Here is a 23,927-nt window from a genome sequence, read left to right as displayed (position 1 = left end):
CTGCATAACCTGTACTATCGAATATTTTTTAAGACTTCCCTTATTGCTCCCTCTCTTCCCAGAGGGAGCTTTTTCTATGGAATCCGAACCATCTTTCCTGTCAATTCCATCACTTCACGTTTGAATCGTTCCTCGTCGCTATTGCTGTCACTAAGATGTAGTAGCCATATTTCCTGTACTTGTTCCAAGTCATTAGCCAAAAGAAACTCTTTCACGTTTTCAAGGCTGAAATGTGACCGCATAAGCCGTTTCTTCATCACAGTTGGTGTTCTACCCGTTACAATATTTGCTTCCAAAATATCCATTGCGTAGTTGCACTCGACCATAATGTAATTGAGCCCCGGGAACCGGTACTTGATGTAATAGGTGTCTGTTGCGAATAAAAGCTTTTCCCCTTGTTGATTAACCATTAGAAAACCTAACGGATTCCCTGTATCATGGTTTACGTCAAACGGCAGTATCGTCCACGTACGAATTTTGAATTGCTCTAAGGGTTTAATTGTCTTTATCCTATGGTGAGTGATGCCTATAGCCTGTCTTTCTTCCTCAGATAAATAGGTATCAATTCCTGCCTTAACTACATCCCGGATTGCTCTACAATGATCTAAATGACTATGTGATACTAAGCAACCTGCAACCTGTGACATTTGAAAATCAAATCCCTTTTGAATATCACGATAGCTTATCCCGCATTCCAGCAAGAGAGGAGTACTACCGTCTGTCACCCGGTAGCAGTTCCCCTTTGAACCGGAAGCAAGGGCTGTAATCTCAATCATTAGAAACCGGGCCCGCCTGCAACGAACTCCATTTGCGTTTGTTGCGGTACTTGTTGCTGGAATTCCACTGTTTGATTGGTATTAGCTTCAATCTGCTTTGGTTCTTGTTGCTCTTCATAAGTCACATCAATAATTTCCTGATTGGCATTTTGCTGAATTTCTTCTTGTAAGCGATCTTCATCCGTTACTTCATCTTCGCGGTTGAAGCTATCCAATAACAGGCTGCTGTCATCGGAAGAATTCATGAATTTCTTACAAGCACGATTGATAACCGTTTTCTTAGCCATTTCTTGTCGGAACTCTTCATGAGTGCTTCCTACCTTTTCCTCAGTCTGTTCCTTACCCCAAAATTGCGCCTTGCTCCAAGACTTGCGAATCTCATCTATTGTCATCAACTCGCTGTACACGTTGTCTTTGTTAATAACAATGGTGCAGTATGCGCCAAGAATCTTATCTTTGTTGATATTGCCGAATTTTTGTTTGTGCTTCAGGTTGACGATCCGACCATTTTCCATTTCGTATTCCACTTCATCGCCCTCGTAAATAACAGCAGCGTCAATGCTTTTTGCACCTGTCACACGCTTCGTGACAGCCATTGTTCCGAAATAAGAGCGTTGGAACACCAATTGATTACCATATACAATGAAGTACCCTTGCTTCTTTGCCGGATTCAGCCCTTGCACTACCATGTCTAAAAGCGCATTAGCGATGCTATCCTTTGTACAAACTTCCAAAGCAGGTCTTTTATTGCGATCTAGCGTACTTTGGAGAATGAGCCATGCACTCTTCATTGCGTTTTCAGGGTTATAGCCGGCGGGGAAGTGAATCTCCCCGCGTGACTGGAATTCCTTGACCTTAGCAGCTACTACATCAATCGTATCCTTCTTAACCATCGCTAACTGATTTTGACTACTCATTTAATTCCCTCCGTTTTTTCTAATTTGTAGAATTTCTTCACTTGTACAGTTGGATAAATATTTTCATTAGCTAACGAATCATAGATAAAACCTTTAGGAAAACGTTCATTTATTACTTGCTCTATTTCCTCATCAGATGGATAACTATCATATTCTTTAGATGCAGGAATCCCGTTCACTTCAATGACAAAATAACTTTTTAACGCCATTAGATAGCCCCCTTTTCCTTGATTGGGGTTATAGTGACATGAGAATCCTCTGACATTTCGATGACATGTCTGTCTTTTGTAGTTCTAAATTTCCTAAGAGCTTCTTGAGCATCTTCTGCTTCAACTGTTACTTGCATAATGATTTGCTTGGTCTCCTCTATCACGAATGTTCTCACTAGATGTCCTCCTCCTCGTCCTCATAGACAAATTTGACTTTCTTTCCCTTGTGTTCAATTAAGAAATTTTCTAATAGGCTAGCAAATCGAGAAGCACCTACAATATCTCGTTCCAGTGTTGCATCCTCTGGACATTCATAAAGTGGGTAAGTGCTGATGCATGATTTACCGTTGATATATAATGTTTCATGACTAACTCCATCGGAGTTATAGCCAGTGACAACTTTCACTGTTACAATTTCGCTCATGCGATCACCTCGATATCAACAGGTACCAGGTCATTATCATCAATTTCGACTCTTAATGCCTTATCCGGTTCAGAAACAATGAGACTGACTGTTTGTGCTTTTGTATCGATAAGCTTCGTAACTGCTTCACTGTTATCGATAAAAATAGGAGCTGAGAAGTCATAGTGCTCAGAAAGTGTATTGATGATATCTAAGCCGATATTGATTTTTGCTGCATTGTTCAATCCGGAACCGTAAGGGACACCTTGGAAGGTTGTTTCACATACCTCAGTAAGTCCTCCATTGATTTGTGCTTCAAATAACTTGAAGCGTGCATATTTAAAGCGGCTATTGATTTTCTCTTCCAGCAAATTAACCTTCGTACGGATAAACTCTTCCGTCAGGAACAGTTCATGCTCTAGCTTTTCAAACTCCGCTGCCAATTCACGTTCCTGCTGCGTAAGTTCTTCAATCCGATTGTTGGACTGTTCCACAAGAGCAAATTTTCCGGCCTCTGCCTGTAATTGATCGCGTTTTTGTTTCAGCGAAATAATTTCCGTTTGGATATCTTGAACCGCCTGTTCAGACATATCACGAACGCTTTTCATTTCTGCTTCTATACTCTGCTTTTCTTGAAGCTTTGCAACGTATTGCGGATTATCCAAAATGTCAGTAACAAGGCTTTCTTGCTCTGTCAGTTGAGTATTTAACTTGGCAATAAGTGTTTGCTTCTCAGTAATCTGACCACTCAATTTTTCGTACTCTACTGCAAGTTTTTCATTTTCTTGAATGAGCCCTTGCTTACGTTCATTCCCTTGCTTTCCTTTGTCTTGAATTCCCTCAAGCTTCTGAGCTTTCTGTAAGTTGAATTGAGCTAGTGCTTTGCTTCTTGTTTCTTCAATTTGTTCTTCAGGTAGAGACTGACCGCATGTCGGGCACTCACAAGCATCTGTATGCTTGAATTCCTGACTGTTCACTTCATGCCATTCCTTCCTTAGCTGTACCAATTGTTCTTCGGTGCGCTGAATGTTCTCATCGTTGAATCGCTTCTGATTCTTGATGGTTTCTAACTTGGAATTAAGAATGGAAACGTTGGATTGTTCCTCTTGAATGCGAGCTTTCAACTGATACAATTTGTCCTTAGAATCAGAATCATGACCGCGCTTGATCTCAAGAAGCTGAATTTCAATTTCTTGAATAGCCTTTTGCTTATCCGCAATGGCTTTTCCGTTACGAATATTGCTAATCTGCGTCATAGCTTCGTCAATTTGAGCGTTTAAACGATTGGCTTCCGTTTCTAATGCTTGCTTGTCTAATTCATCCAACTGCGGCAAGCTACGCTGTATTTCATCGATACGAACAGGAATTTTTTCAAGCTCCTTATTGATTTCAGCACGACGAGCTGCGATAACCTTACGGTGATTTTCAATTGTGCGGCCTTGTAAGATAGCTGGAAGCTTCGCTAAAGCATTGTCACTTGCGATTACTTCTTCATCCGAAATATCCCCACAGATTTCTAAAAGTGTTTTGCGACGGTCCTGCCATTTCAATTGCTCATTGAAGAATGATGGGCTTGTTAGCAACTTAAAAATATCCTCTTTCACAATGCTATCTACTTGCTTTTGATACTCACCTTTTTTAGTTGGAACACCGTCCACATAGTAATCAGTGGTATGTCCTGTGAACTCTGCTGTTGCAGATCCGCGCTTCTTCGTCCATTTTTCAGCAAATACTTTTCGTAAAGTGATGGTCTGACCATCTAGTAAAAAGCTTCCTTCTACCTCATGTTCGAGCATATGTAGCTCTTTACCATGCACATCAAGAGTCTTTAAGGAGAAGTCCTTTTTGTTGTTAGAATCCTTATCGAACAGCAGCCAAACAAAAGCATCGAACAATGTAGTCTTACCGGTTGCGTTATCCCCGTAAACCTTAACGTTCTCGCCTTGGGCGTCTAGCGTAAATTGCTTTATCCCCTTGAAATTTTTCAAATTAAGACCAACAAGTTTTAATTGCTTCATGGTTAATCCCTCCGTTTTCGTGGTATAATGATTCAAACTGTTTTTTTCAAAGGGCTCCTGTTGCAGCAGGAGTCTTTATACTGCACATGGTTGTTCATCATGCTTTAAAGCTTCTTGCGCACGTTTCAATTCTTGTACCGCTATTTTGTAACCGAATACAACACCGAGTGTGTATGAATCTTGTGTACCTTCATTCTCCGCAATAAGTGCTTCGAGAACAGCGATTGAAGCATTAAGCGAGATTCTTGTATTTACCATGTTTCTCACCTTCTTTTATCGTTTTATCTCGTATACAATTAGCACTGAATAATCAATTTCTGCATCCCATCCGTATCGTTCAACATCAGGGAAAGAAGCTGCTCTGTATTGAATATCCCGAATCGTCACGTCAGGATTTTCCTCCATAAACTTGTTAACCTGCTCATCTATGTTTTTGTCGCCTAATGAACTAAAATGGGCAACACGCAATGACCAACCATAGTTTTCTAATCCGACTACATCCATCTTTCATTACTCTCCTTTCGTTAAAAGTTCGACTTCATCAGAAGAAAGAAAATCCCAAAAGCTACTGAACTGAAGCAAGAGATTCTTAAGTCGGTTCATATCAACGACGATATTAGAAGTCACTTCATCCGCTTCGTCGTTGTACTCTTCAACTTCCTCAAATAACGTTTGGATTTCTTCGCGTAATTTTAGAAGAGCTTTTTCTTGGTTACGTAACTTATCGAATTCTGTTAGCGGCATCGTTACAGTTGTGTCTCTCATTTGTTCCCACCCTCCTTCAAGTGATACGCCCGAATCACATCGGCATTTGCTCCAATCTCCTCCATACGATCAATCACCATTTGCACCTTTGAGCGTTCGTCTTTCAATTCATTTAGCCGTGTTTGCAAATCAATTTCACGGAGTTTCCAGTGACGAAACGCCGCATTATCATCGTTATCAATCGCCTTCCACTGATGTCCCGACACATATTCCAATTCAGCGCGAATCCTGACAGCTTCTTCGAGATGCTCTGGTAAAACCTGAGTAGAGAGTGCTGCACGTTTAAAGCTTGTTATCATGCTGTTCCCTCATTTCTGACTTGGTTATATTCAACCTGATACTTAATCGCCATTTCCTTTACAACCGCTAAATAAATCTCCAACAAGCGTTTATCCTCTTCGATCACATCAAGCTTCGACACCTTAGAAATTTTGGATTTCGCAACACCTTCAAGAGCCATCTTCTTTTGTTTATTAGTGACGCGAATACCAAGGTTTGCATTAGCTCGTTGCTCTAGCAGCTCGTAGCTTTCGTTACGGATGTTGCGATATTGTTCATATCCACCTGTTTTCAGTGCGATTTTATTAATGATTGCAGTTGTATCTTCACGCCAACCGGTTGAATTAAGTGCTACAATTTCAGTGATGCTATCGACTTTGCGTTCTGTTTCCGCTGCTTTCTGTTTCGTTTCAGCAAGTTCTTGATTTAAGCGTTTCTGTTCTAGTTCCATTTTGATTAGGATTTGTAGTTGAGGACTTAACCCCTGTAAGTCGCTTCTCATGCTGAAATAACCATCAACGAATTGGTCGTATAATTCCCACGCTGTATCGTCTTCGAGAATTTTTAATAACTTTGCATACCCTCGTTCCGATAAAATATAAACATTGTTGGATTGATTGAACGACTGCTTTGTGTAACCAAAGTCTTCATACCCTAATGGCTCAAACCCATTAGCCTTTAAATCCACAATATCAACACCGGTTTGGAACCTTTTGCGGTTATCATTAATTCTTCTGTTCACTTCTCCTAATTGTTGCTTGTGAATCTCTGCAATCTCCTTAACTAACATCGCTTTCTTACCTTCACCGAATCCTCCCTCGATTCCAGTGAATTCATAACCAGCAACATTTTGTTTTCCTAATAATTGCAATTGCTGCATTCGCTTTTCCCTCCTGTTTTCATCAAAGCGGCTTCAAATATCTCGGACGCGGCTTTTTAACCTCAACCGTTTCGCCTGTATCATTATTTGTTAAGAACTTCTTTCCTGAATGACTTTCGTGAAGTGTGTACGTTGGAATACCTTTATCCTCTAGAAACTCTTCCATAAGTCCTTTTTACCCTCAGCTCTTCGAATATCACTTACAACCGACAAGGAATTCACGATAAATTTCCCTACTTCCCGGTTCTGATAATCCCAAAGAAAATCATCAATGTTGTCTCCTATCGGATCATCTTCACCCATATCTTCAATCACTTTCTTTGTGAAGAAGTAATCCTTTACTCCGTATCGCTCTCCATCGTATTCCTTGGCTACTGGAAAAACAGTTTGAAATTCGTTTGGGGTTAATGAACTTGCTATGACTTTGATGCAATCGATAAGTTTGAATCTGCCAACAAGGTCTTCATAACCCATATTTTTTTGACGGTCGGCATTAATCATTTTCACACCGGATAGAACGATTTTTCTTGTAGTGTCTAAGTTGAATACTCCGGTTTCTTCTATTTGCTGTTCCGCTTCATTTAAAGCGTTCATGAACATTTTTGTGTAGATAGAGTGGTAATCGCGTTTGTTTTTGCGAATTCCCTGTATCACCTTGAGTTCAGGCATCCTGTTTCCTCTCTCTTTCAAGGATTTTCCTCTTTTCTGTCGAATTGTGATATTCGGAAAGGAGGTGTTAATATGGCAGACTATCCAGATGGGAGTGTCTTAGTTGAAGCCGTCTCTGGTAAATGGCACCGTCTTGCTCAAGGCAATAAGCGCGGAACCATGCTCTTAGAGTTACCAAACAAAATTTTGCTTGGAATTAATGTTTCTTCTGAAGTGATTGATGTCTTTATCCCTAATGAAGAAGGCATCTACAATACGGTTGGAGATATTTCTTTCAAAATGGAAGACGGAAAAGCTAAGGTTCATTTATTCAGCACGGCTCTAGAAGAAATTCAATTAGACACCAATGGCTCAAAAATCTTGAACAGTTTTAGCGACATTACTTCTGTCTTTGCTACGCTTAACCTAGATAAAACTAAGCAATGGCGAGAAAAGAGAATTCCAAAAGATTTTTAATCTGCCTTTGGGAACACTCTTCCCGGGAAAAATTCCATAAGATTTCTAACTGGTATTAAGCGATATCCACAGTAACCGCATAGTCTTAGGCGGTTGCTCCACCCTCTACCGCATTGGGTGCAGCCTTTTAAATCCAAATGAGCATTTTCATTTTCAGCCGTCGTTGCCGCGGCGGCTTCTTTTGCCAGCAACCTTTCCAAATTTGCAACACGCTCTTCTAATTGGGCAATTCGTTCTTGATCTGTCATTCCGATTTCTCCTCTTCTTATCTCTTTCTTAACTGCTCGATTTGCTCAAATCGCGCGAGTTTTGCTCTAAGCTGTTCATTCTCTTTCATCAATTTGTCAATGAATGTTCCAACGAATCCGATTGTGACGACTACGAGAACAAAACATGCTGCGAAAATCAACAAGTGATTCACGTTTTCAACCGTGCTTGCGTCCATGTTCCTCTTCCTCCTCTGGAATCATTAATTGCGTTTCATTCATGCCGTTAAGGATTGCCAGTAACTCTACCCGCACATCATCTTTTGAGTAATGTTGGTCATCTAATGACATAATGATTTTTGCAATTGCCAACTGCACCTCTAAACGAAATGCATACTCCTCGATGTTCACGCTTTTTCCTCCTTTTTTTTCGCACGTTCCTTAGCAATAATTCGCGGGACGGAAGTTTTCATCAGGAAGCGGATCATTGCGCGAATTGCTTCTGGACTTGGTTCATTTGCTATCGGTTGTTTTGGGATTTGATCACTCATGTTCTCACCTCACTAAAAAAACAACAAAATGTTGTGTTCTTATCCAAAAAAAATATGCTCTGGGCTTTGTCTGAATACTTTCGATATAGCTAAAGCTATTTCTAGGCTTGGAGTTCTAACCCCTTGCTCAATCATGCCATAATAACTTTCTGTGATTAGCACACCGTATTCTTTTTTGAGGATATCTACAATATCTTTTTGTAACAAACTTTTTTCCTTTCTAAGTTGAACTAACTTGGAGCGTCGTCTTGTCATTTCTCTTTAGCACCTCCCAACGTTTTGTTGTTTTTATAATACCCAACTTATTGTTGTTTGTAAACCTCTTAAAACAATTTTATGTTGTATTTATTTATTTTATTTTTAACCGCCCAACTCAAAGTTGTATAATGTATGTAAATTAAGTTAGAAAGGGAGTTATCATGCCTAACATTAAAGAGCGGCTAAAAAAACTAAGAAAGTTACATAAATTGAAACAACGAGACGTCGCTGAATATCTCGGTATTTCAGAAAGTGCTTATGGCTACTATGAACAAGGAAGGAATGAACCTTCCCTTGAAAACGTCAAAAAATTAGCTGAAAAGTATGATGTGTCAGTTGATTATTTGCTTGGAGAAACAGGTCAGGAAGGAAAATACTTAAAAAGTAGTGAACCCTACGACTCCCTCGCCGAGATCACTAATTACTTAGAAAGCCTCGGCGTGAAAAGCATGGGCTTCTTCGATATCGAAAAGTGGAAGAATCTTTCACCAGAGGATGTTGAGGACATCAAGAGGCATTTCGAGTACACGTTACATAAGGCCATGGAGCGAAAAAAGCAGCAGGAGAAGAGCTAAGTGTGAACTTCTGATACGTTATTGTATATTACATACTACATACCGATGCATGTTACATAAGGCAACGGAGCGGCAAAAGTCGCAAATTTGATTAATCATATAACAAAATTCACTGCTATTGAACCACACTTACAGACATTGAATGATGCACAGCGTTACACATCATGAATAGACATCACAAGAAAACACGCTTATTTGGCGTGTTTTTAATTCGCTAATAAATATCAGAATATTCCTTATGCTATGTATTTTCAGTCTAAACAGTATTTTAAGGGGGTGGTTACTATACAATAATTCAAATTATTACTATAGAAAAACAAAGGGAAGGAACGATTAAATATGAAGAGAAAGCTTGCAATTCTATTATCTTTAGGACTAGCTGTTGGTATCTCCGTGGGGGCTACTGAAACTACAGAAGCGGCACAACCAGCTGCCAAAACGTATAAAAACTGCACAGAATTAAATAAAGACTACAAAGGCGGCGTTGCTCGTTCCTCTTCGGTTAAAAATAAAGGCGGAAAAACAAAGTACAAGCCTTTTGTTTCAAAGGCATTATACGATGCTAATAAAAAGAGTGATCGTGATAAAGACTTGATTGCATGTGAACGATGATTAAGGTAAAACCCATAAGTTTTAGAGTTTTGGTAATACCCAACGACAAGCAGTGACAAACAAACAACACTTCTTACTACAAAATAGAAACCGGGGTGCAAATATGAGTATTTTCCAAGAAGTCAAACCTAATATTGACCATAATGATCATCTGTATCCTCCACAAATTAGTGCTTACAGAGCTGCTCTATCTCACTACCAAGAATTTCAGGAACCTAAATATCGTGAAACACTAATTGTCATGCCTACAGGATCCGGAAAAACTGGGGTCATGGCTATGCTTCCTTTTGAGTTGAGTACAGGTCGTGTCCTTATTATCACTCCAGGAAAAATTGTTAGAAAAACTGTGTTTAAAGAGTTTGATTCTTTAACGAATCCTGAGAATACATTTTGGTATAAGCGACGTGTCATTCTTGACAGAAAAAAGTTCCCTAAAAGTTATCTATATCAAGGATTTAATACAAATGATGAAAATGCAAAACAGCAAATGCTTGTAAAATTAGATATAGCTGATATTGTAATCACTAATATTCATAAAATTGTGGGTAGCAGCGAGGAGGTTAATCTTAAAGGCTTAGTCTCTCCTGACTTCTTCGATATGATAATTATCGACGAGGCACACCATGTAGCTGCGGATATGTGGCAAAAGACACTGGATTATTTCCAGGCTACTAAGGTCATAAAACTGACGGCTACCCCTTTCCGCAGTGACAACCTCAGTATCACAAGTAACGAGTATGACCCTATTTACGAATACACTTTAGCAGAGGCTATTCAAGACGGATTAGTAAAAAATGTCGTCAAGGCAGAGGACATTGCGGACGTAATGGAATTTATTGACCTGAAGACTGGCAGAAGACTTACTCTGGAACAAGCAAAGCGGGAAATGGGTAATGATTGGGTGAGTAAGTCCGTTGCTATGAGTAAAGACTCTTCTATGCAAGTAATCGCCCATACGAAAGAAGTATTGCAACTAAAACGGAAAAGTTATCCTCACCATCAAGTTCTGGCAATTACCTGTAATGATGAGCATGCACAGTCAGTTACTAGCTGGTTTGAAGAAAGTGGTCTCTCATGTACTTATGTCAGCAGCAGATTACCAGAGCAAGAAATTGAAATTAGGCTTACTGATTTTGCGAACGGAAAATATGACGTTATGGTAAGCATTCAGATGTTAGGAGAAGGTTATGATAACCCTAACATTTCTGTTGTCTCTATATTCCGTCCATTCAAGACACTTTCACCTTATGCTCAAGCAATCGGACGAGGATTAAGAAAAATATCTGCTAAAGATAGTTTTGGTATGAATAACTTTTGTAACGTAGTATATCATAAAGAATTAGGGCTTGAAGAACTTTGGAATTACTATAAAACGCAAGAAGCCTATGGAGACATCCTAAAGCAGCAAATCGTTACTATATCTGAGCAGCTTTCATTTGCTTTTGACGAACTTGGCTATGTAGAGAAACAACCTGCCGGGCGTAAATCAAATCCTTCTGACGACCTCGAACCAAATAGTGGTAAGGTCGTAAATATCGGACTTTTACGTTCTTATTCTTCTAGAGGGATGGGAAACCAAGACTCTTTTACGAAAGATGGTTATAACGATTATCTCCAAGCCACTTATGCCATTCTCAATGCGGAGGAAACAAAGTTACAGAGCAGTATTCAAAGAATGAAAGACCTTGTTTCATCAGGTATTCTAAGCGAAGAGCAAGCTCAGACGCTTATTGCACAAGAGGAAGCTAAAATTCAAGGGGAATATGATGATACCTTTAGCGCATATCACGAATTGGTTATGGGCGAACGGATGCGTTCTGATTTTATAAGTTGGATGAATTTGAAGATAGAAGAGTTTTTCAAAACATCTGTTCTCCAAAAAGAAGGATTTGATCTTTTTGAAGCAGAAGATATTACTGGAATTTCCAAAATTAATAACGTAGGATATATAGTACGGAATTTCCGGCAGGGGCTATTCCAAGAAACGCGGAAGAAAGTCAGTTCATACTTACCACAGGATTATGCCCTGGCAAAAAAGCGTTTGTTAGAGAAACTAGATTTTTACTTGAATCAATTCGGGAAAAAAGAAGAATGAAAGGAGAGTTGAAAAGTTGAAGGTGGAACAGTTGCAAGACAGCCCTACTGCTGTCTATAAAGGGTGTCGCTACATGGACATTTTGGAGCGAAACATGAAAAATGGAGGCAGCATCATTGATTTAGAGGTTTCCAATGAACAGAACGGCCTGTTAGTTGTGCGCATTACAACTAGTTATGTTGATGGTATGACAATAGTGACAGATAAAATGGTATATAGTGATGATGTTCTTTTGACTTGGGAGCTAGTTACGATGTACGGTGTACACACAATTTTTTCCAGAAAACTTCTGGATAGCTACAGTGCTAAACGGGAAAAAGAGAAAGTACAAAAAGTGAGCGCGTAGCATAAGAACCGAACAAATTTCTTAAAAGCCTCTTTGCAGGCTTTTTCTTTTTATATTAGAATAGAACATAAGTTCGTTTTATATACATCTACGAGGTGACATTCATGTTTTCGGGATATCGTACTACTCCACTTGAGGATTGGGTTATTGCTTTTTACAAACGTATTGGTATACAAAAACCTTCTGATTTACAAATTGATATCATCGCTGAACATTGTGATATCATTTTAATAATCGATGAGGCAGAATCCAGCTATATTATCACTGAGCTTTTTCAAATCATTACAGTGGATTCTCGCCTGTCACCTGAAAAACAAAAAGAAACATTCTTTCATGAGCTGTGCCATATTCTTCGCCATGAAGGGATGCAAGGAAAAATGCCTTCCCTCTTTCGCGAGTGGCAAGAATGGGATGCGGTAAATTTCACCAAATACGCGGCGATTCCAGTCCATATGCTACAATATATCCGTCTTGATCGGGACCCTATCACTGAAATGTCTAACCTATTTAAGGTAACTCCAGAATTGTGTCAAAAGAGGTTGGAACAAATTTATAACAGAATGTACATGAATAACTTTCTTTTAAAAAGTACTACCGTGAAGGAAAAGCATAAACCATGAAAGAAGGTAATGCTATGAATAGATATAAAGTTGCTGTATATGTCCGTGTCTCAACTGAAGAGCAAGCTCTAGAAGGCTACTCCATCGCAGCTCAAAAACAGCGGTTAAGCGCGTACTGCGAGTCGCAAGAATGGGAGATTGCCGGATTTTATGTAGATGAGGGTATTTCCGCCAAGGATATGAACCGTCCAGAGCTGAAACGGATGCTTAGAGATGTAGAGGAAAAGAAAGTAGACTGTATCCTTGTCTATCGGTTAGATCGTTTAACACGATCTGTACTGGATTTATATAAAATCTTAGAGATACTCGATAAATCAAACTGTAAGTTTAAGTCTGCTACGGAAGTGTACGATACAACTAGTGCAATCGGTCGCCTATTTATCACACTTGTGGCCGCTCTTGCTCAATGGGAGCGTGAAAATACAGGTGAGCGAATCCGTATGGGCCGACATGAAAAAGTGCGGCAAGGGAAATACACCAGCAACCGTCGCCCGTTTGGGTATCATCTGAATTTAGAGACTGGCGAACTTACAGAGCATGAAGAAGAAGCGCCAATCGTAAGGATGATCTACGAGCTATACAATCAAGGACACTCTGCGCCGAAAATAACCAAGCTTCTTAATGCTCAAGCAGCAGGCAAGGATAATTGGATTGTTAGCACGATCATGTATATGCTGACGAATCCTCTGTACAAGGGTGTACTCCGCTGGAATCGAAATTCAGAACAATATTTTGAAGTAGAGGATGCCGTCCCCGCTCTCATTACAAAAGAACTGTATGACCAAACGCAAAGAGTGCTTGAATCAAGAAAAGATATGCACCCGCGCAGCATTGCGTTTGACTATATTTTCAGCGGTGTTCTTAAATGTTCCAAGTGCGGATATCCCCTCGTTGGGAATTTCAATACTCACAAAAAGGAAGATGGCACGATATCAAAATATAAACATTACAGATGCCGGCGGACGAAATTCGGGTTGTGTGAAGGCGTTTATATATCTGAACATGCATTAGAAAAAGCGTTTGTTGAACATTTAGATGCCCTGCAGCTTCCTATTACAGAAAATGCCGCATCATTAGAAGAAGAAACAGATGCATCCTCACAGGATACACAAAGCAATGTAATGAAAATACAGGCAGAACTTACGGAAATCGAAAAACGGCGTAAAAAATGGCAGTATGCTTGGGCTAATGAAATGATTGGAGATGAGGATTTTTCCAAACGGATGAAGGAAGAAAGTGAGAAAGAACGCATATTAAAAGAGCGTTTAGAAGAATTTTCCCCGGCTGAAGAATCAATTGATCTAGAGAAGATGTTGAACATCATCCAAAACATCAAAAATAACTGGCAAGAAATAAATGATCGTGAGAAAAAGACACTTGTGCAAATCTTATTAAAACGGATTGTTGTGGAGCGCCGTGAAGATAAGAAAAGAGCCGTTCGCATTACCGAGATAGAATTTAACTAATTCTATCTCTTTTTTATGGTGTATTATAGCAATTCAACCCGGATTTCAAGATCCTCGAACAGGCGGGGCTGCGGGAAAAGCGATGATTCACTATAATCTTTACGGAAATAGGGATGTTTTTATCAATACAACTGTTATCCTGGATGATCCCGCCTTATATAGGTCGGACTTACACCCTCTTGTTTATGCCATCGCAAATGAACTAGTCAATCGCCTGGTTGGATATGCCGATACTCTTCTATCCGTTCACGCTGGTAAAAATTCATTTGATGCTGAATATAAACAATGAAAAGCGGTAGAGATTAGTATGAAGGAAACCTTTTTGCTTGTACGCCTTTTCCTACGACATGTAAGCGGTATCGTAATAATAGGTAAATATTTTTAGTAGAAAATAAAAGTGCATAAACTATATAGTTCATGCACTTTTATTAATATTTATATTTGTTTTTGTTTTATGAATTCCTGTGTGATTAAGGATTAAACAAAATAGAGAAAAAGCAGCTAATAATACAAATCCTAAAAAATAATTTCCACTTACATCCTTTACAAGACCTAGGACAATTGGAGGAAAGAAGCCTCCAATACCTCCGATTGCACCGACAATACCCGTTACCGCTCCGGTATTTGCTGAGGAAATCTCGGGAACCATCTTGAAAACTGCGCCATTTCCTATCCCTAACATGACAGCAATTATGGCACAACTCATACTAAACAAAGCCAAATTTTCCGTAGTAAAAGCGATAAAAATCCCACATAATAATATACTATTAAAAACAACAGTTAATAATTTTTTTGCCCCAAAGCGATCAGACAAATACCCGCCAATCGGACGGACAAGTGTAGCAAGTACAACAAATCCTGCTGCTCTTATTCCTGCAGATAAACCTGTAATGTTAAATAATTCGGATAATAAAGTAGGTAAATAACTGCTAAAGGTAACAAAGGTTCCAAAGGTTAGAAAATAAAAAATAGATAACAGCCAAGTTTCTTTAAACTTTAATACAGATAAAGACTCCTTTAATGTCTTAGTTCCGCTTGAAACCTGCATATCTTCTGTTCCAATCCAAAAGATAACGGCTGTAATCCCTATTGCACACGCTAATCCCCAAAACACCCAAGAAAGACCATAGGAAGTAAAAATCACAGGGACCAAAAAGTTTGCCACTGCTGATCCCAAATTCCCCATACCTGCAATTCCTAGAATTAGACCTTGTTTTTCCTTTGGATACCACCTGGATACGTATGTAATCGAGATGGCGAATGTTGTTCCTGCCATACCAATAAAGAAGGCCCAAAATAACAGCATTCCATAAGAATGGGTGAATCCAGCTCCGATTAGGGGTACTATAAGAAATAACATAGTTAAGACGTATATTCTTCTCCCGCCATATCGATCCGTTAAAATCCCCATGGGAATGCGCATCAAAGATCCTAACAAAACTGGAGCTGCTATGAGAATGCTTTTTTCAGTTGTACTTAGATGATACATCTGTTGAATTTTCGTAGCGATAGGTGCAAAGACCGACCAAACAGCAAATGAGATTATCATAGCTATAGTTGATAGTACTAGTATCGATGTTTTTCCTTTTACTTCCATCTTATTAACCCGCCTTGTGTGTTTATTAGATGTTCTCATGCCGATGATGTTATGTTTAATTACATAAATACGATGCTTTTTTATTTACATGAATGTATCATACTAGATTCTTCGCGAGATATGTCGTTTGTTGTCATGAAATCTAACATAATTTCTTTCTGCGTTCACTGAATCGACACAAAATACCAATCATAGGCTATTATTCATTCATCTAACAAAGAAACCACGCCGTTAAAAGCTTAGCGTGGTTTGTGTTTTTCAGTCCTTCATTTTTAAATCATCCTCGTAAGGATTAGAAACAACATTGCTGTTTTTCTTGAAGTTAACCGGTGGTAGATCCATATGATATTGTTGTTGGTTTCGTTCTCCGGGTGAGCCGAGCGGATTCTTCTGGTTTTTCTTATCTGTCATCTTGTTATGCCTCCATGTCCCATTTCTTTTTACAATTAACGTGGGGTTCCTTCTTTATTTATTATTTCATTGAAATTTTGCTTTATTCCTTACAGAATGTCCGAAATCCATAACAGCTGTGAACAACTTATTTTGAAAGAGATTGAAAATGATGAATTTGGTGAAGCTATATATACAGAAATTCATTTGCAAATGTATAAAATAAAGGGAGTGAGAGGAATGGAACAAGTTCATAAGCCTTGTCTTTGTAGTATAACTAAAGAAGAAATGGAACAACTGGTAGATCGAAATGCTTTGCATATTTGCGAATCCTGTTTAGAGGATGAAAAATTCACCTTATATTTAGACAAACTATTTCTTTGATAGGGCTCCACCGCCAAAATAAGAAAGTAATATGTCATCATGAGCAAGCTTCATCGTCAATGGAGAAGGTGACATTACTTGTATAAGCAATGCCACCTTCCATTATTTTTATGGTTTTCAAGAAAATCCTTGCCCGTTCTCCTATTCAATGTTATATTGATACCAATTTCTTCAAGTATCTCTGGTACTTTTCGACTTTTTATATTTAGGGGGATTTCTTCTTGGATACTAATTCCGTTTCTTCTATGCTTAGTCACCGCAAACCGTCTAAATTAGAGAAATATAATTATCTTTTTCTAGTACTTGTTGTATTTGGCGGATTTTTTATTTTTGGTTTCTCCGAGAATATTAAAGGCCCTGCTCTTCCTAGAATGCAATCCGAGTTCACTCTGAATGAAATGCAGCTAGGCTGGCTATTAGCGTTCAATTCTCTTGGATATCTAATTGCTTGCTCCTTCACTGGAACCTTATCAAAAAAAATTGGGGTTAAAGCAACCGGAATTATCGCATTTCTATCCATGGCCGCTTGCGGCATACTTATGTACCTGTCTATGAATTATGCTTTCCTATCCATTTCCTACTTCCTGTTGTACGTAGGAAATGGAATACTGGAAATCGCTCTAGCTATCATGGCTGCCCGTATCTTCACCAAAAATACAGGAGCTATGATGAATCTAGCTCACTTTTTTTATGGGCTAAGTTCTACTGTAGCCCCTATATGTGCGTCAGCACTTATGGGCTGGAGCATTCTTGGAAATGAGTTCGGTTGGCGCGGCATGTATCTCTCAATGTTATCCCTTTCACTATTACCTATCATCCCAGCCTTGCTTTCTAAGATACCGGGAAATGATATTCAGGAAAAGGAACGGACATCACTGAAAAAATATATACAGGATCCGGCTGCATGGATAATTATCATTATTCTCTCATTTGGTGTCGTATCAGAAATGGCGGTTGGCGGCTGGCTTGTAAACTATCTGGAGAAGGTGTATGATTGGAAAATGAATGAAGCTTCTGGTATGCTGTCACTATTTTTCGTCTTCTTCATGCTCTCCAGGCTTCTTCTGGGTCCATTAACGGACAAAATCGGATATACCATATCTATTATGGTCTTTTCTGCTTTTTCTGGTATCTGCAGCTTAGCGGCAGTCATCATCGGAGAAAAGGGAGCTATTCTATTTGCGATTGCAGGTATTGGTATTGCCCCTATTTATCCAACTGTTATGGCAATGTTAGCGAAGCGTTATCCAAAAGGAACAGATACGGCAATTACCTTTACCGTTATGCTCCTGGGTATTGCAAGCGTTGTCGGCAACCTGCTCATCGGAGCCATTATCGATTGGTTTGATCATATATTCACTTCTATTCGGGATGCAAAAACTGGACTTATCATCGGTTTGCAGGCAGGATACAGCTTTATCGCGATTCTTGCTCTTCTCTGTTCAGTTGCATGTATGGTGCTGTATATATATCTGCGAAAAAGAAATGAAGTTATATAATAAGCAAACGCCAGCCAAGCCGCTAGGGTATCCTAGCGGCTTACATGCATTTGAATTAAAATATCTAATTAATAAAAAGTGATAAAAATGACGAATTTGGACATTATTTTTAGTGTCTTGATATATTTTTATATTCTTCCCATGTGTACGTTAAGTTCTCTCTGATTCCTTTATTCCTCCCTTTTTTTCTTCTCATCATAATATCTTTCAAATGCGATAGCTCTTGTTACCTCGTCTATTAAAATTGTAAAAAACAAATTTGGAATAGCGCTTGGATCCCGTACCTGATGTTCAAGCAACTTATATTCTTGCTGCGTGTAGAGTTGTCTTTCTGTATTTTGAAGAACTTTAGAATAATATAGATTTCTAGTCGTTGTATCTAATAAAGATTGATGGGATAAGGAATGACTTTTAGAAAAACGTACAATTTTAAAATCAACTAATGTAATGAGCCCGTCTTCCTGCATCTTGAGTAATTTTCCCATAGTGGATAATTTGGAGGGAAGCCACATCGGTTGGCATTTCCACTGCAGTTCTATTGATAATCCATCCCTTGGATACACATGAGTAGATTGCAGTTCTTGTTGATTCTTAGATTGAAAAGGCCTGGAAATATATACAATATGATGAGGAAATGTTTGGAGATAACGAAATATTTCTTCACATTCATACGGACGGTCTTGATGATAAATTGGGTAATTCATTGATCGCACCCCGTTTTCATTTCTTGTGGTTATACATATATGCAGGAGGACAAAAGCAAATGAGAACAAAATAAAGAAAGAAAATCCTTTGATTCAAGCCAATATACTTCCTGATTCATATACCATTAAAAACGCAAATGAATTACAGAAGTTTAAGTAAGTAAGAAGGAGAATGGACAAGGTGTATAGTAAAAGTAATAATACCAACAACAAGGAGGGCTGAAAAATATGAATATAAGCGAAGGCATTGCAATGCTAGTAACACATTCGTTTGAGGTGAATAACACCGGCCAAACCGACCAAGGAGAAAAAATAATATTGAAAAGGGGCGAAATATACCCTCTGTTGCATTCATACGTAAGCTTACTTGATAATGGAGATGGTTCCTATACAGACGTTCCCACTTACCTTATAAATTACAAAAAGAATGGAACTTATATTCCAATTTATATCCAGGCATGCTCTGGAATAAAAATTATCAACCAAAATAAATTTGATACAGACAAATATCTTGCATTTCTAAATAACACGCATTCCGATGCTTCGAGTTATAGAAGGCTTGATCCAATTAGAAATGTACATGACATTCTGCCCATAACACCTGCTGGTGAACTGGAGTTTACCTTTGACGGGAAGACAGTTAGAGCATCTGCAAATTTCTTGCGTATTAGGCCAGCTTCCCTTTTCCCTCTCGACACTCCTATAGAAATTACAGATGGGGCTTGGAATACAAGCACGTATGCTATCAATATATCTTTTTCCCTTTACATACTAGACAGTAACGAGATCCGTATTGCATTCGAAGCGAATAGCTCCCGTGAATATTGGGATGGTAACGGTTCATATGATGACTACATAGATAAGATGAAGGAAATCATAGAGGAATATCCATATTTAGTAATGGATCACTTTCAAGATGACGCAACGCGAACACACTTTGCATTTTCTTGCCCATATAAGACAGAGACAAAGGACGAGCCATTGGAACGCGTTATAAATTGGGCATACGACATCATTAGCGATATTAGAAGTTTTACAGATAAGAGGATTATGTTCTTATTACAAGAACAGGAGTAGCTGCCCCTCTTCTCAGATTATACTCCGATTTTTTCGTGAGGCAGGCAATTGAAAATGCAAAGGAGCCCGGTATCTACCGGGCTCCTTTTAGGTCTGCATAATACTTGAAACTCAATTGCTGCAGCGGCACTTCAAATAAAGAATATTGAAATCAATGCTATACCTATTTAATCATACAAATGCTTATCATGGTGTATTAGGCTCTTGAATCGCTGCAGCTACACTATAGTGATGAAGTTCAATTTCTACCGGTTGGCCAAGAGCAAGTTTTGCAAGTTCAGAGCCTAAGTAAGGTCCTGCCGTTAACCCTGAAGCACCAAGCCCATTAGCTATCAATAATCCCTCATAACCTGGTAAGGAACCAATGACTGGAAGAAAACCTGGTGTAAACGGTCTAAACCCTACCCTTGTCTCAAGCATCGTGCTATTCGACAAACCCGGGGCAATTGACAATGCTTTATCAAAAATTTCATGCAGTCCGCCCGCTGTCACTCGGTAATCGAGTCCTGTTCCATTCTCATGTGTTGCTCCTACGATGACTCGCCCGTCCTCAAACGCGAGAATATACTGGTCATTGGGCGGCATAACAACTGGCCAATCGCTGGTATCCGTATCTGGTACGTGAAGATGCACGATTTGCGCCTTTTGATATGTCACTAAAAAATGAACACCAAGCGGCTGCAATAATTCGTTTGCCCAAGCACCGGCTGTTACGATAACTTGATCAGCTAGTAATGTCCTACCTTCTACATGAACGCCAATAACCCTTTTATCTTTATAAACTAATTCTGCATTTCCTTGAAGAATGCTGGCTCCATGTTTTCTGGCAGCATTCATAAGAGACTGACGCAGTGCCCTTCCGTTTACACGAGCTGCACCGCTTATATGAACAGAACTATATCGCTCAGATAAAGGCGGAAATAAAGTTTTAGTTTCAGCCGATGATAGTCGAGTAATTTCACCAATTTCCGGTGCATCCTGGTGCCGTTTATGTGCCCGTTCCTCCATCTTATCTAGCTTTTCATCCTCTGTATGAATACTAATGGCTCCTACTCGTTTATAACCCGTATCTGCTTCGCCATCTGCTTCTAATTGCTGAATTAGAGCAGAATAATACTTAGCCCCATTTTTCGCCAATTGATACCAGGCTTGATTGCGACGTTGCGAGAGCCAAGGACAGATAATCCCTGCTGCCGCATCAGTAGCCTGTCCTAAATCTTGGCGATCCACCACTGTCACACTTGCTCCTGCCTTTGCAAGATGGTAAGCAGTAGACGCTCCAAGAATCCCAGCTCCAACTACAATATATGTTTGCATAAAAACACCTTTTCTCTTTTGATTCTTCAATCATATATCTATTTTACCTTCTCATTACAAATAATATCATATTGAAAGCAGTTGATTTACAAAATTTTATAAGCATGTACCTCCCTATATTCAGCTCTCCTACATGTCTCTTTTTCACCCTTCACTTGTTTTATGATAAGGTGATTTTCTTTTCTCGATATATGTGTAAAACTCATTCGAATTGAATAATAGTTCTTACTTTTTTATTTTATGATTTATAGCTTTAATACAGTAATTGAAATTTCCAGCTGTGTTCCTTTTTTATTTTGTATTATGATCTCTATTAAAACACAGATGTTCTTCTAAAATTCTAGTTTTTATCCTTTTTGTGTGATTTTTTATACTAAGTTCTCTAAATGTTATAATTATTTTGATGATTGTAAAATCTTCCTCAGAATTTGTTTGGAATAATGCAGGAGAAAGAGAATCTCTGCATATCCGCCCGTGTTCAATATAGTATCTTAACGCTGTTTTCTTTATGAAAATTTCTATAAAAAGCTGCATTTTTGCATTTTAAGACATTATAAGTTACTATGATTCATAAATCCATATAAATGACTCACTTACATTTTCTTACAACACAGACAATACTATATAGAATAGGCTGTTATTTTCTTAATGAAAGAGGTGCATCTACATGAAGCGTTGGATAAAGCATTTTTTAAACGGGATTTTAACAATTGTTCCGATTCTTTTGATTGTATATGTTGTGTTTGCAACATTTACATTTTTAGATGGAATAGTAGGCAGACTTATTAAAAAGTATATAGGGGAAGCCTATGTACCGGGGATAGGAATCGTTGTTACCATAGTATTTCTTACATTTCTTGGCTGGCTGTCAACTCATTATGTGCTAAAGGGAATTTTAAGTTTGGTAGACCGTCTGCTTCGCAAGGTTCCTCTTGTAAAAATATTGTACACTTCCATCCAAGATATTCTTCAATCATTGTTAGGAGAAAAACGTTCATTTTCTAAAGTTGTACTTGTAACTATCCCAGGTACAAATATGAAGAGCCTTGGATTTGTAACATCTGAAGATCTGCATACGCTATATGAACCTTTACAAGAATATGCTGCTGTTTTCATCCCGCAGACATTCCAGGTGGCAGGGATAACGTTTCTTGTTCCGAAAAGCGATATTGAAGTACTCGATATAAAGCCAGAAGACGCAATGAAGTTCATTTTATCAGCAGGCATGACAAATCCATCTGAATGATCATGATCAAATAGACTGGACTTACGGAAATTAGTATTTGTTTCATACAAGAAATTGCAGCAATATGGAAATCTAGGAAAAAATTGAGGGTCCAAAATATAAGAATAGTTGTGTAATAATGATTACGAACTGCCATACGACTGGAAATTGATGCATTCATACCTTCTTTATTCATTTTAGGTTGTTTTATAGCGTCGAATTATTGTATGGTAAGGAAGGCATGTAAGAATGCGAGAAGTTACAGGAGGATCATAACAATGGATAAGTTAGACAAAATTTTCGCTTTGCAACAGAAACTAGATGACAAGATTATTGAAGAACGTAAAATTGACAAGAATTTAGCCGATTGGGTGTTGGGTATTACGGTTGCGATGGATTCTGAAATCGAAGAGATCCGACAGTTGTTACCGTGGAAATGGTGGAAGAATGAGAAAGAAATAGATATGGAGGAACTGCGCAAAGAGGTTATCGATCTATGGCACTTCCTGCCGAGCTTATCTATGAAGGTTGGTTTAACTGCAGAGGACGTGTATAAAATGTATATGGAAAAAAATCAGGAGAACCACGACCGTCAGGATGGCAAGAGCAGCAAGGAAGGGTATGCAGTTAAGAATACTGAATCTGTCCTTAAATAAGAAGGCAATTTTTTAGAAAATTGTTGTGATCGAAGGAAGATTCATTTATCTTCTTTCGATCACAACAAAAAGACGATTTTAACACTTTATTGAACCGAAATACATAACTAGAGATTTAACTTGTGCCGACAGGTTGTTTGTAGTATATATTATTTTATAACCTCAGGTTTATCATAATTTTCACCAAAGGTTTCAACCGTTACCTTTTTCATTTTTTGCTCATGAATCGGCTTGTCTTTACTATCTCGTTCCACATTTACGATTTCATTAACCGTATCCATCCCCTCGATTACTTTACCGAGGGCAGCATATTCACCATCAAGATGGGTTGCATTTTTTACCATAATAAAAAACTGTGATCCCGCAGAATCTGGATCATTGGATCTAGCCATCGAAATAACTCCTGTTTCATGCTTTAAATTGTTCTTAAATCCATTCGAGCTAAATTCTCCCTTAATTTTATATCCAGGACCTCCAGTGCCTATCCCTTCAGGATCTCCTCCCTGAATCATAAAGCCCGGAATAACTCGATGAAACGTTAACCCGTCATAAAATCCTTTTTGCACCAAGGAAATGAAATTTAAGACCGTATTTGGAGCGATTTCAGGATATAGCTCCAGTTTAATCTGCTTATCATTCTCCATTACAATTGTAACAATCGGATTTTTCTCAACTTTAATTTTTTTAGTATCCTGTGTCTCCGTTCCTTTTTTCTCAGCGTTTATACCACATCCCGCTAAGGCCAAAGCAAGAATTACAATGACTGCACAGAGCAAACAAATCATGTTCTTTCGCTGCATGATTACTGTCTCCTTCATAAATGTTTGATTTCGTTTCTCTTTATTATAGATGATAGAATAAAGCTTTTACAAATAGAGGCGCAGCGGATAAACAGAGCACTTACGGCTTACTGTTCCAAGTTTTTCAGACACCTTCAATCGACCAAAGATACATAAGGATGAATTGTTTCTTATAAT

Annotated in this window: 35 protein-coding genes and 1 pseudogene; 13 read left to right on the top strand and 23 right to left on the bottom strand. The window is 38.6% G+C overall.

Annotated features, from left to right (window positions below; all coding sequences use genetic code 11):
• Positions 1-74 precede the first annotated feature (74 nt).
• From AC6HZ4_RS13850 to AC6HZ4_RS13790, 13 genes are all read right to left on the bottom strand, one after another.
• On the bottom strand, positions 75-776 hold the full coding sequence (locus tag AC6HZ4_RS13850) for an MBL fold metallo-hydrolase (RefSeq protein WP_497490130.1): 702 nt from the start codon (positions 774-776) through the stop codon (positions 75-77).
• Positions 776-1,693, bottom strand: coding sequence for a recombinase RecT (locus AC6HZ4_RS13845; RefSeq protein ID WP_497490128.1), 918 nt, complete (start codon positions 1,691-1,693; stop codon positions 776-778). Before AC6HZ4_RS13845 ends, AC6HZ4_RS13850 begins: the two co-directional genes overlap by 1 nt.
• Positions 1,690-1,902, bottom strand: coding sequence for a hypothetical protein (locus AC6HZ4_RS13840; protein ID WP_497490127.1), 213 nt, complete (start codon positions 1,900-1,902; stop codon positions 1,690-1,692). The genes AC6HZ4_RS13845 and AC6HZ4_RS13840 overlap by 4 nt, the downstream gene beginning before the upstream one ends.
• The gene (locus AC6HZ4_RS13835) at positions 1,902-2,078 is read right to left on the bottom strand and encodes a hypothetical protein (protein ID WP_497490126.1); all 177 of its coding nucleotides are present in this window, start codon (positions 2,076-2,078) and stop codon (positions 1,902-1,904) included. Before AC6HZ4_RS13835 ends, AC6HZ4_RS13840 begins: the two co-directional genes overlap by 1 nt.
• Positions 2,078-2,326, bottom strand: a complete 249-nt coding sequence (locus AC6HZ4_RS13830) for a hypothetical protein (RefSeq protein ID WP_497490124.1) — start codon at positions 2,324-2,326, stop codon at positions 2,078-2,080. Before AC6HZ4_RS13830 ends, AC6HZ4_RS13835 begins: the two co-directional genes overlap by 1 nt.
• Positions 2,323-4,323 (bottom strand): AAA family ATPase, encoded by a 2,001-nt coding sequence (locus AC6HZ4_RS13825; protein ID WP_497490123.1) that lies wholly within the window; start codon positions 4,321-4,323, stop codon positions 2,323-2,325. The genes AC6HZ4_RS13830 and AC6HZ4_RS13825 overlap by 4 nt, the downstream gene beginning before the upstream one ends.
• 75 nt (positions 4,324-4,398) lie before the next feature.
• Positions 4,399-4,581 (bottom strand): hypothetical protein, encoded by a 183-nt coding sequence (locus AC6HZ4_RS13820; RefSeq protein WP_497490122.1) that lies wholly within the window; start codon positions 4,579-4,581, stop codon positions 4,399-4,401.
• Positions 4,582-4,596: 15 nt separating this feature from the next.
• The gene (locus AC6HZ4_RS13815; RefSeq protein ID WP_497490120.1) at positions 4,597-4,827 is read right to left on the bottom strand and encodes a hypothetical protein; all 231 of its coding nucleotides are present in this window, start codon (positions 4,825-4,827) and stop codon (positions 4,597-4,599) included.
• Between the two features lie 6 nt (positions 4,828-4,833).
• Positions 4,834-5,088, bottom strand: a complete 255-nt coding sequence (locus tag AC6HZ4_RS13810; RefSeq protein ID WP_497490119.1) for a hypothetical protein — start codon at positions 5,086-5,088, stop codon at positions 4,834-4,836.
• Positions 5,085-5,387, bottom strand: a complete 303-nt coding sequence (locus AC6HZ4_RS13805) for a hypothetical protein (protein ID WP_497490118.1) — start codon at positions 5,385-5,387, stop codon at positions 5,085-5,087. The genes AC6HZ4_RS13810 and AC6HZ4_RS13805 overlap by 4 nt, the downstream gene beginning before the upstream one ends.
• Complete coding sequence (locus AC6HZ4_RS13800; RefSeq protein WP_497490116.1) at positions 5,384-6,247, bottom strand: ORF6N domain-containing protein; 864 nt, start codon at positions 6,245-6,247, stop codon at positions 5,384-5,386. The genes AC6HZ4_RS13805 and AC6HZ4_RS13800 overlap by 4 nt, the downstream gene beginning before the upstream one ends.
• Before the next feature lie 22 nt (positions 6,248-6,269).
• Positions 6,270-6,413 carry a hypothetical protein gene (locus AC6HZ4_RS13795; RefSeq protein WP_497490115.1) on the bottom strand — a complete coding sequence of 48 codons (144 nt, stop codon included), beginning with the start codon at positions 6,411-6,413 and terminating at the stop codon, positions 6,270-6,272.
• Positions 6,398-6,916: a hypothetical protein gene (locus tag AC6HZ4_RS13790; protein WP_497490114.1), complete on the bottom strand. Its 519-nt coding sequence runs from the start codon at positions 6,914-6,916 to the stop codon at positions 6,398-6,400. The genes AC6HZ4_RS13795 and AC6HZ4_RS13790 overlap by 16 nt, the downstream gene beginning before the upstream one ends.
• 72 nt (positions 6,917-6,988) lie before the next feature.
• On the opposite strand from AC6HZ4_RS13790, the gene AC6HZ4_RS13785 reads away from it, so the two are divergent.
• Positions 6,989-7,372, top strand: a complete 384-nt coding sequence (locus tag AC6HZ4_RS13785) for a hypothetical protein (RefSeq protein WP_497490113.1) — start codon at positions 6,989-6,991, stop codon at positions 7,370-7,372.
• On the opposite strand, the gene AC6HZ4_RS13780 is transcribed toward AC6HZ4_RS13785, so the two are convergent.
• The 5 genes from AC6HZ4_RS13780 to AC6HZ4_RS13760 are packed head-to-tail and all read right to left on the bottom strand — an operon-like array spanning position 7,369 to position 8,384.
• Positions 7,369-7,620, bottom strand: coding sequence for a hypothetical protein (locus AC6HZ4_RS13780; protein ID WP_497490111.1), 252 nt, complete (start codon positions 7,618-7,620; stop codon positions 7,369-7,371). The two genes, AC6HZ4_RS13785 and AC6HZ4_RS13780, sit on opposite strands and share 4 nt — an antisense overlap.
• 17 nt (positions 7,621-7,637) lie before the next feature.
• Complete coding sequence (locus AC6HZ4_RS13775; RefSeq protein ID WP_497490110.1) at positions 7,638-7,817, bottom strand: hypothetical protein; 180 nt, start codon at positions 7,815-7,817, stop codon at positions 7,638-7,640.
• Positions 7,798-7,989, bottom strand: coding sequence for a hypothetical protein (locus AC6HZ4_RS13770; protein WP_497490109.1), 192 nt, complete (start codon positions 7,987-7,989; stop codon positions 7,798-7,800). Before AC6HZ4_RS13770 ends, AC6HZ4_RS13775 begins: the two co-directional genes overlap by 20 nt.
• Positions 7,986-8,129, bottom strand: a complete 144-nt coding sequence (locus AC6HZ4_RS13765; RefSeq protein ID WP_497490108.1) for a hypothetical protein — start codon at positions 8,127-8,129, stop codon at positions 7,986-7,988. The genes AC6HZ4_RS13770 and AC6HZ4_RS13765 overlap by 4 nt, the downstream gene beginning before the upstream one ends.
• A gap of 39 nt (positions 8,130-8,168) precedes the next feature.
• Positions 8,169-8,384 (bottom strand): helix-turn-helix transcriptional regulator, encoded by a 216-nt coding sequence (locus tag AC6HZ4_RS13760; protein ID WP_497490107.1) that lies wholly within the window; start codon positions 8,382-8,384, stop codon positions 8,169-8,171.
• A gap of 164 nt (positions 8,385-8,548) precedes the next feature.
• On the opposite strand from AC6HZ4_RS13760, the gene AC6HZ4_RS13755 reads away from it, so the two are divergent.
• The 7 genes and pseudogenes from AC6HZ4_RS13755 to AC6HZ4_RS13725 form a co-directional block, all read left to right on the top strand.
• Positions 8,549-8,962 (top strand): helix-turn-helix domain-containing protein, encoded by a 414-nt coding sequence (locus AC6HZ4_RS13755; protein WP_497490106.1) that lies wholly within the window; start codon positions 8,549-8,551, stop codon positions 8,960-8,962.
• A gap of 339 nt (positions 8,963-9,301) precedes the next feature.
• Positions 9,302-9,574 carry an excalibur calcium-binding domain-containing protein gene (locus AC6HZ4_RS13750; protein WP_497490105.1) on the top strand — a complete coding sequence of 91 codons (273 nt, stop codon included), beginning with the start codon at positions 9,302-9,304 and terminating at the stop codon, positions 9,572-9,574.
• Between the two features lie 103 nt (positions 9,575-9,677).
• Positions 9,678-11,669 (top strand): DEAD/DEAH box helicase, encoded by a 1,992-nt coding sequence (locus tag AC6HZ4_RS13745; protein ID WP_497490104.1) that lies wholly within the window; start codon positions 9,678-9,680, stop codon positions 11,667-11,669.
• Positions 11,670-11,685: 16 nt separating this feature from the next.
• Positions 11,686-12,015, top strand: coding sequence for a hypothetical protein (locus AC6HZ4_RS13740; RefSeq protein ID WP_497490103.1), 330 nt, complete (start codon positions 11,686-11,688; stop codon positions 12,013-12,015).
• A 104-nt stretch (positions 12,016-12,119) separates the two neighbouring features.
• On the top strand, positions 12,120-12,635 hold the full coding sequence (locus AC6HZ4_RS13735) for an ImmA/IrrE family metallo-endopeptidase (RefSeq protein WP_497490102.1): 516 nt from the start codon (positions 12,120-12,122) through the stop codon (positions 12,633-12,635).
• A 14-nt stretch (positions 12,636-12,649) separates the two neighbouring features.
• Complete coding sequence (locus AC6HZ4_RS13730; protein ID WP_497490101.1) at positions 12,650-14,101, top strand: recombinase family protein; 1,452 nt, start codon at positions 12,650-12,652, stop codon at positions 14,099-14,101.
• Positions 14,102-14,138: 37 nt separating this feature from the next.
• Positions 14,139-14,390: pseudogene (locus AC6HZ4_RS13725) on the top strand (hypothetical protein); the annotation flags it as partial.
• A 126-nt stretch (positions 14,391-14,516) separates the two neighbouring features.
• On the opposite strand, the gene AC6HZ4_RS13720 reads toward AC6HZ4_RS13725, so the two are convergent.
• A complete protein-coding gene (locus AC6HZ4_RS13720) occupies positions 14,517-15,698 on the bottom strand; it encodes an MFS transporter (RefSeq protein ID WP_497490100.1) in 1,182 nt (393 codons plus the stop codon).
• A gap of 258 nt (positions 15,699-15,956) precedes the next feature.
• On the bottom strand, positions 15,957-16,109 hold the full coding sequence (locus AC6HZ4_RS13715) for a hypothetical protein (RefSeq protein WP_497490099.1): 153 nt from the start codon (positions 16,107-16,109) through the stop codon (positions 15,957-15,959).
• 132 nt (positions 16,110-16,241) lie between these two features.
• Between AC6HZ4_RS13715 and AC6HZ4_RS13710 the strand changes: the two genes are divergently transcribed.
• Both AC6HZ4_RS13710 and AC6HZ4_RS13705 read left to right on the top strand, forming a co-directional pair.
• Positions 16,242-16,472, top strand: a complete 231-nt coding sequence (locus AC6HZ4_RS13710) for a hypothetical protein (RefSeq protein ID WP_497490098.1) — start codon at positions 16,242-16,244, stop codon at positions 16,470-16,472.
• 245 nt (positions 16,473-16,717) lie between these two features.
• Complete coding sequence (locus tag AC6HZ4_RS13705) at positions 16,718-17,971, top strand: MFS transporter (protein ID WP_497495716.1); 1,254 nt, start codon at positions 16,718-16,720, stop codon at positions 17,969-17,971.
• Positions 17,972-18,141: 170 nt separating this feature from the next.
• On the opposite strand, the gene AC6HZ4_RS13700 is transcribed toward AC6HZ4_RS13705, so the two are convergent.
• A complete protein-coding gene (locus AC6HZ4_RS13700) occupies positions 18,142-18,675 on the bottom strand; it encodes a hypothetical protein (RefSeq protein WP_497490097.1) in 534 nt (177 codons plus the stop codon).
• Between the two features lie 228 nt (positions 18,676-18,903).
• Between AC6HZ4_RS13700 and AC6HZ4_RS13695 the strand changes: the two genes are divergently transcribed.
• A complete protein-coding gene (locus AC6HZ4_RS13695) occupies positions 18,904-19,752 on the top strand; it encodes a hypothetical protein (RefSeq protein ID WP_497490096.1) in 849 nt (282 codons plus the stop codon).
• Between the two features lie 186 nt (positions 19,753-19,938).
• Here the strand turns inward: AC6HZ4_RS13695 and AC6HZ4_RS13690 are convergent, their stop codons facing one another.
• The gene (locus AC6HZ4_RS13690) at positions 19,939-21,069 is read right to left on the bottom strand and encodes an NAD(P)/FAD-dependent oxidoreductase (protein ID WP_497495547.1); all 1,131 of its coding nucleotides are present in this window, start codon (positions 21,067-21,069) and stop codon (positions 19,939-19,941) included.
• Between the two features lie 667 nt (positions 21,070-21,736).
• On the opposite strand from AC6HZ4_RS13690, the gene AC6HZ4_RS13685 reads away from it, so the two are divergent.
• Together AC6HZ4_RS13685 and AC6HZ4_RS13680 are read left to right on the top strand one after the other, a co-directional pair.
• A complete protein-coding gene (locus tag AC6HZ4_RS13685) occupies positions 21,737-22,315 on the top strand; it encodes a DUF502 domain-containing protein (RefSeq protein WP_497495546.1) in 579 nt (192 codons plus the stop codon).
• A 257-nt stretch (positions 22,316-22,572) separates the two neighbouring features.
• Entirely contained in the window at positions 22,573-22,950 is a 378-nt protein-coding gene (locus tag AC6HZ4_RS13680) for a dUTPase (protein WP_497495545.1), read from the top strand.
• A gap of 149 nt (positions 22,951-23,099) precedes the next feature.
• On the opposite strand, the gene AC6HZ4_RS13675 is transcribed toward AC6HZ4_RS13680, so the two are convergent.
• Positions 23,100-23,750, bottom strand: a complete 651-nt coding sequence (locus AC6HZ4_RS13675; protein WP_497495544.1) for a peptidylprolyl isomerase — start codon at positions 23,748-23,750, stop codon at positions 23,100-23,102.
• Positions 23,751-23,927: the final 177 nt, after the last annotated feature.

Source organism: Ectobacillus sp. OTK (genome assembly GCF_059698935.1).
This window is presented reverse-complemented; position numbering and strand designations above follow the sequence as displayed.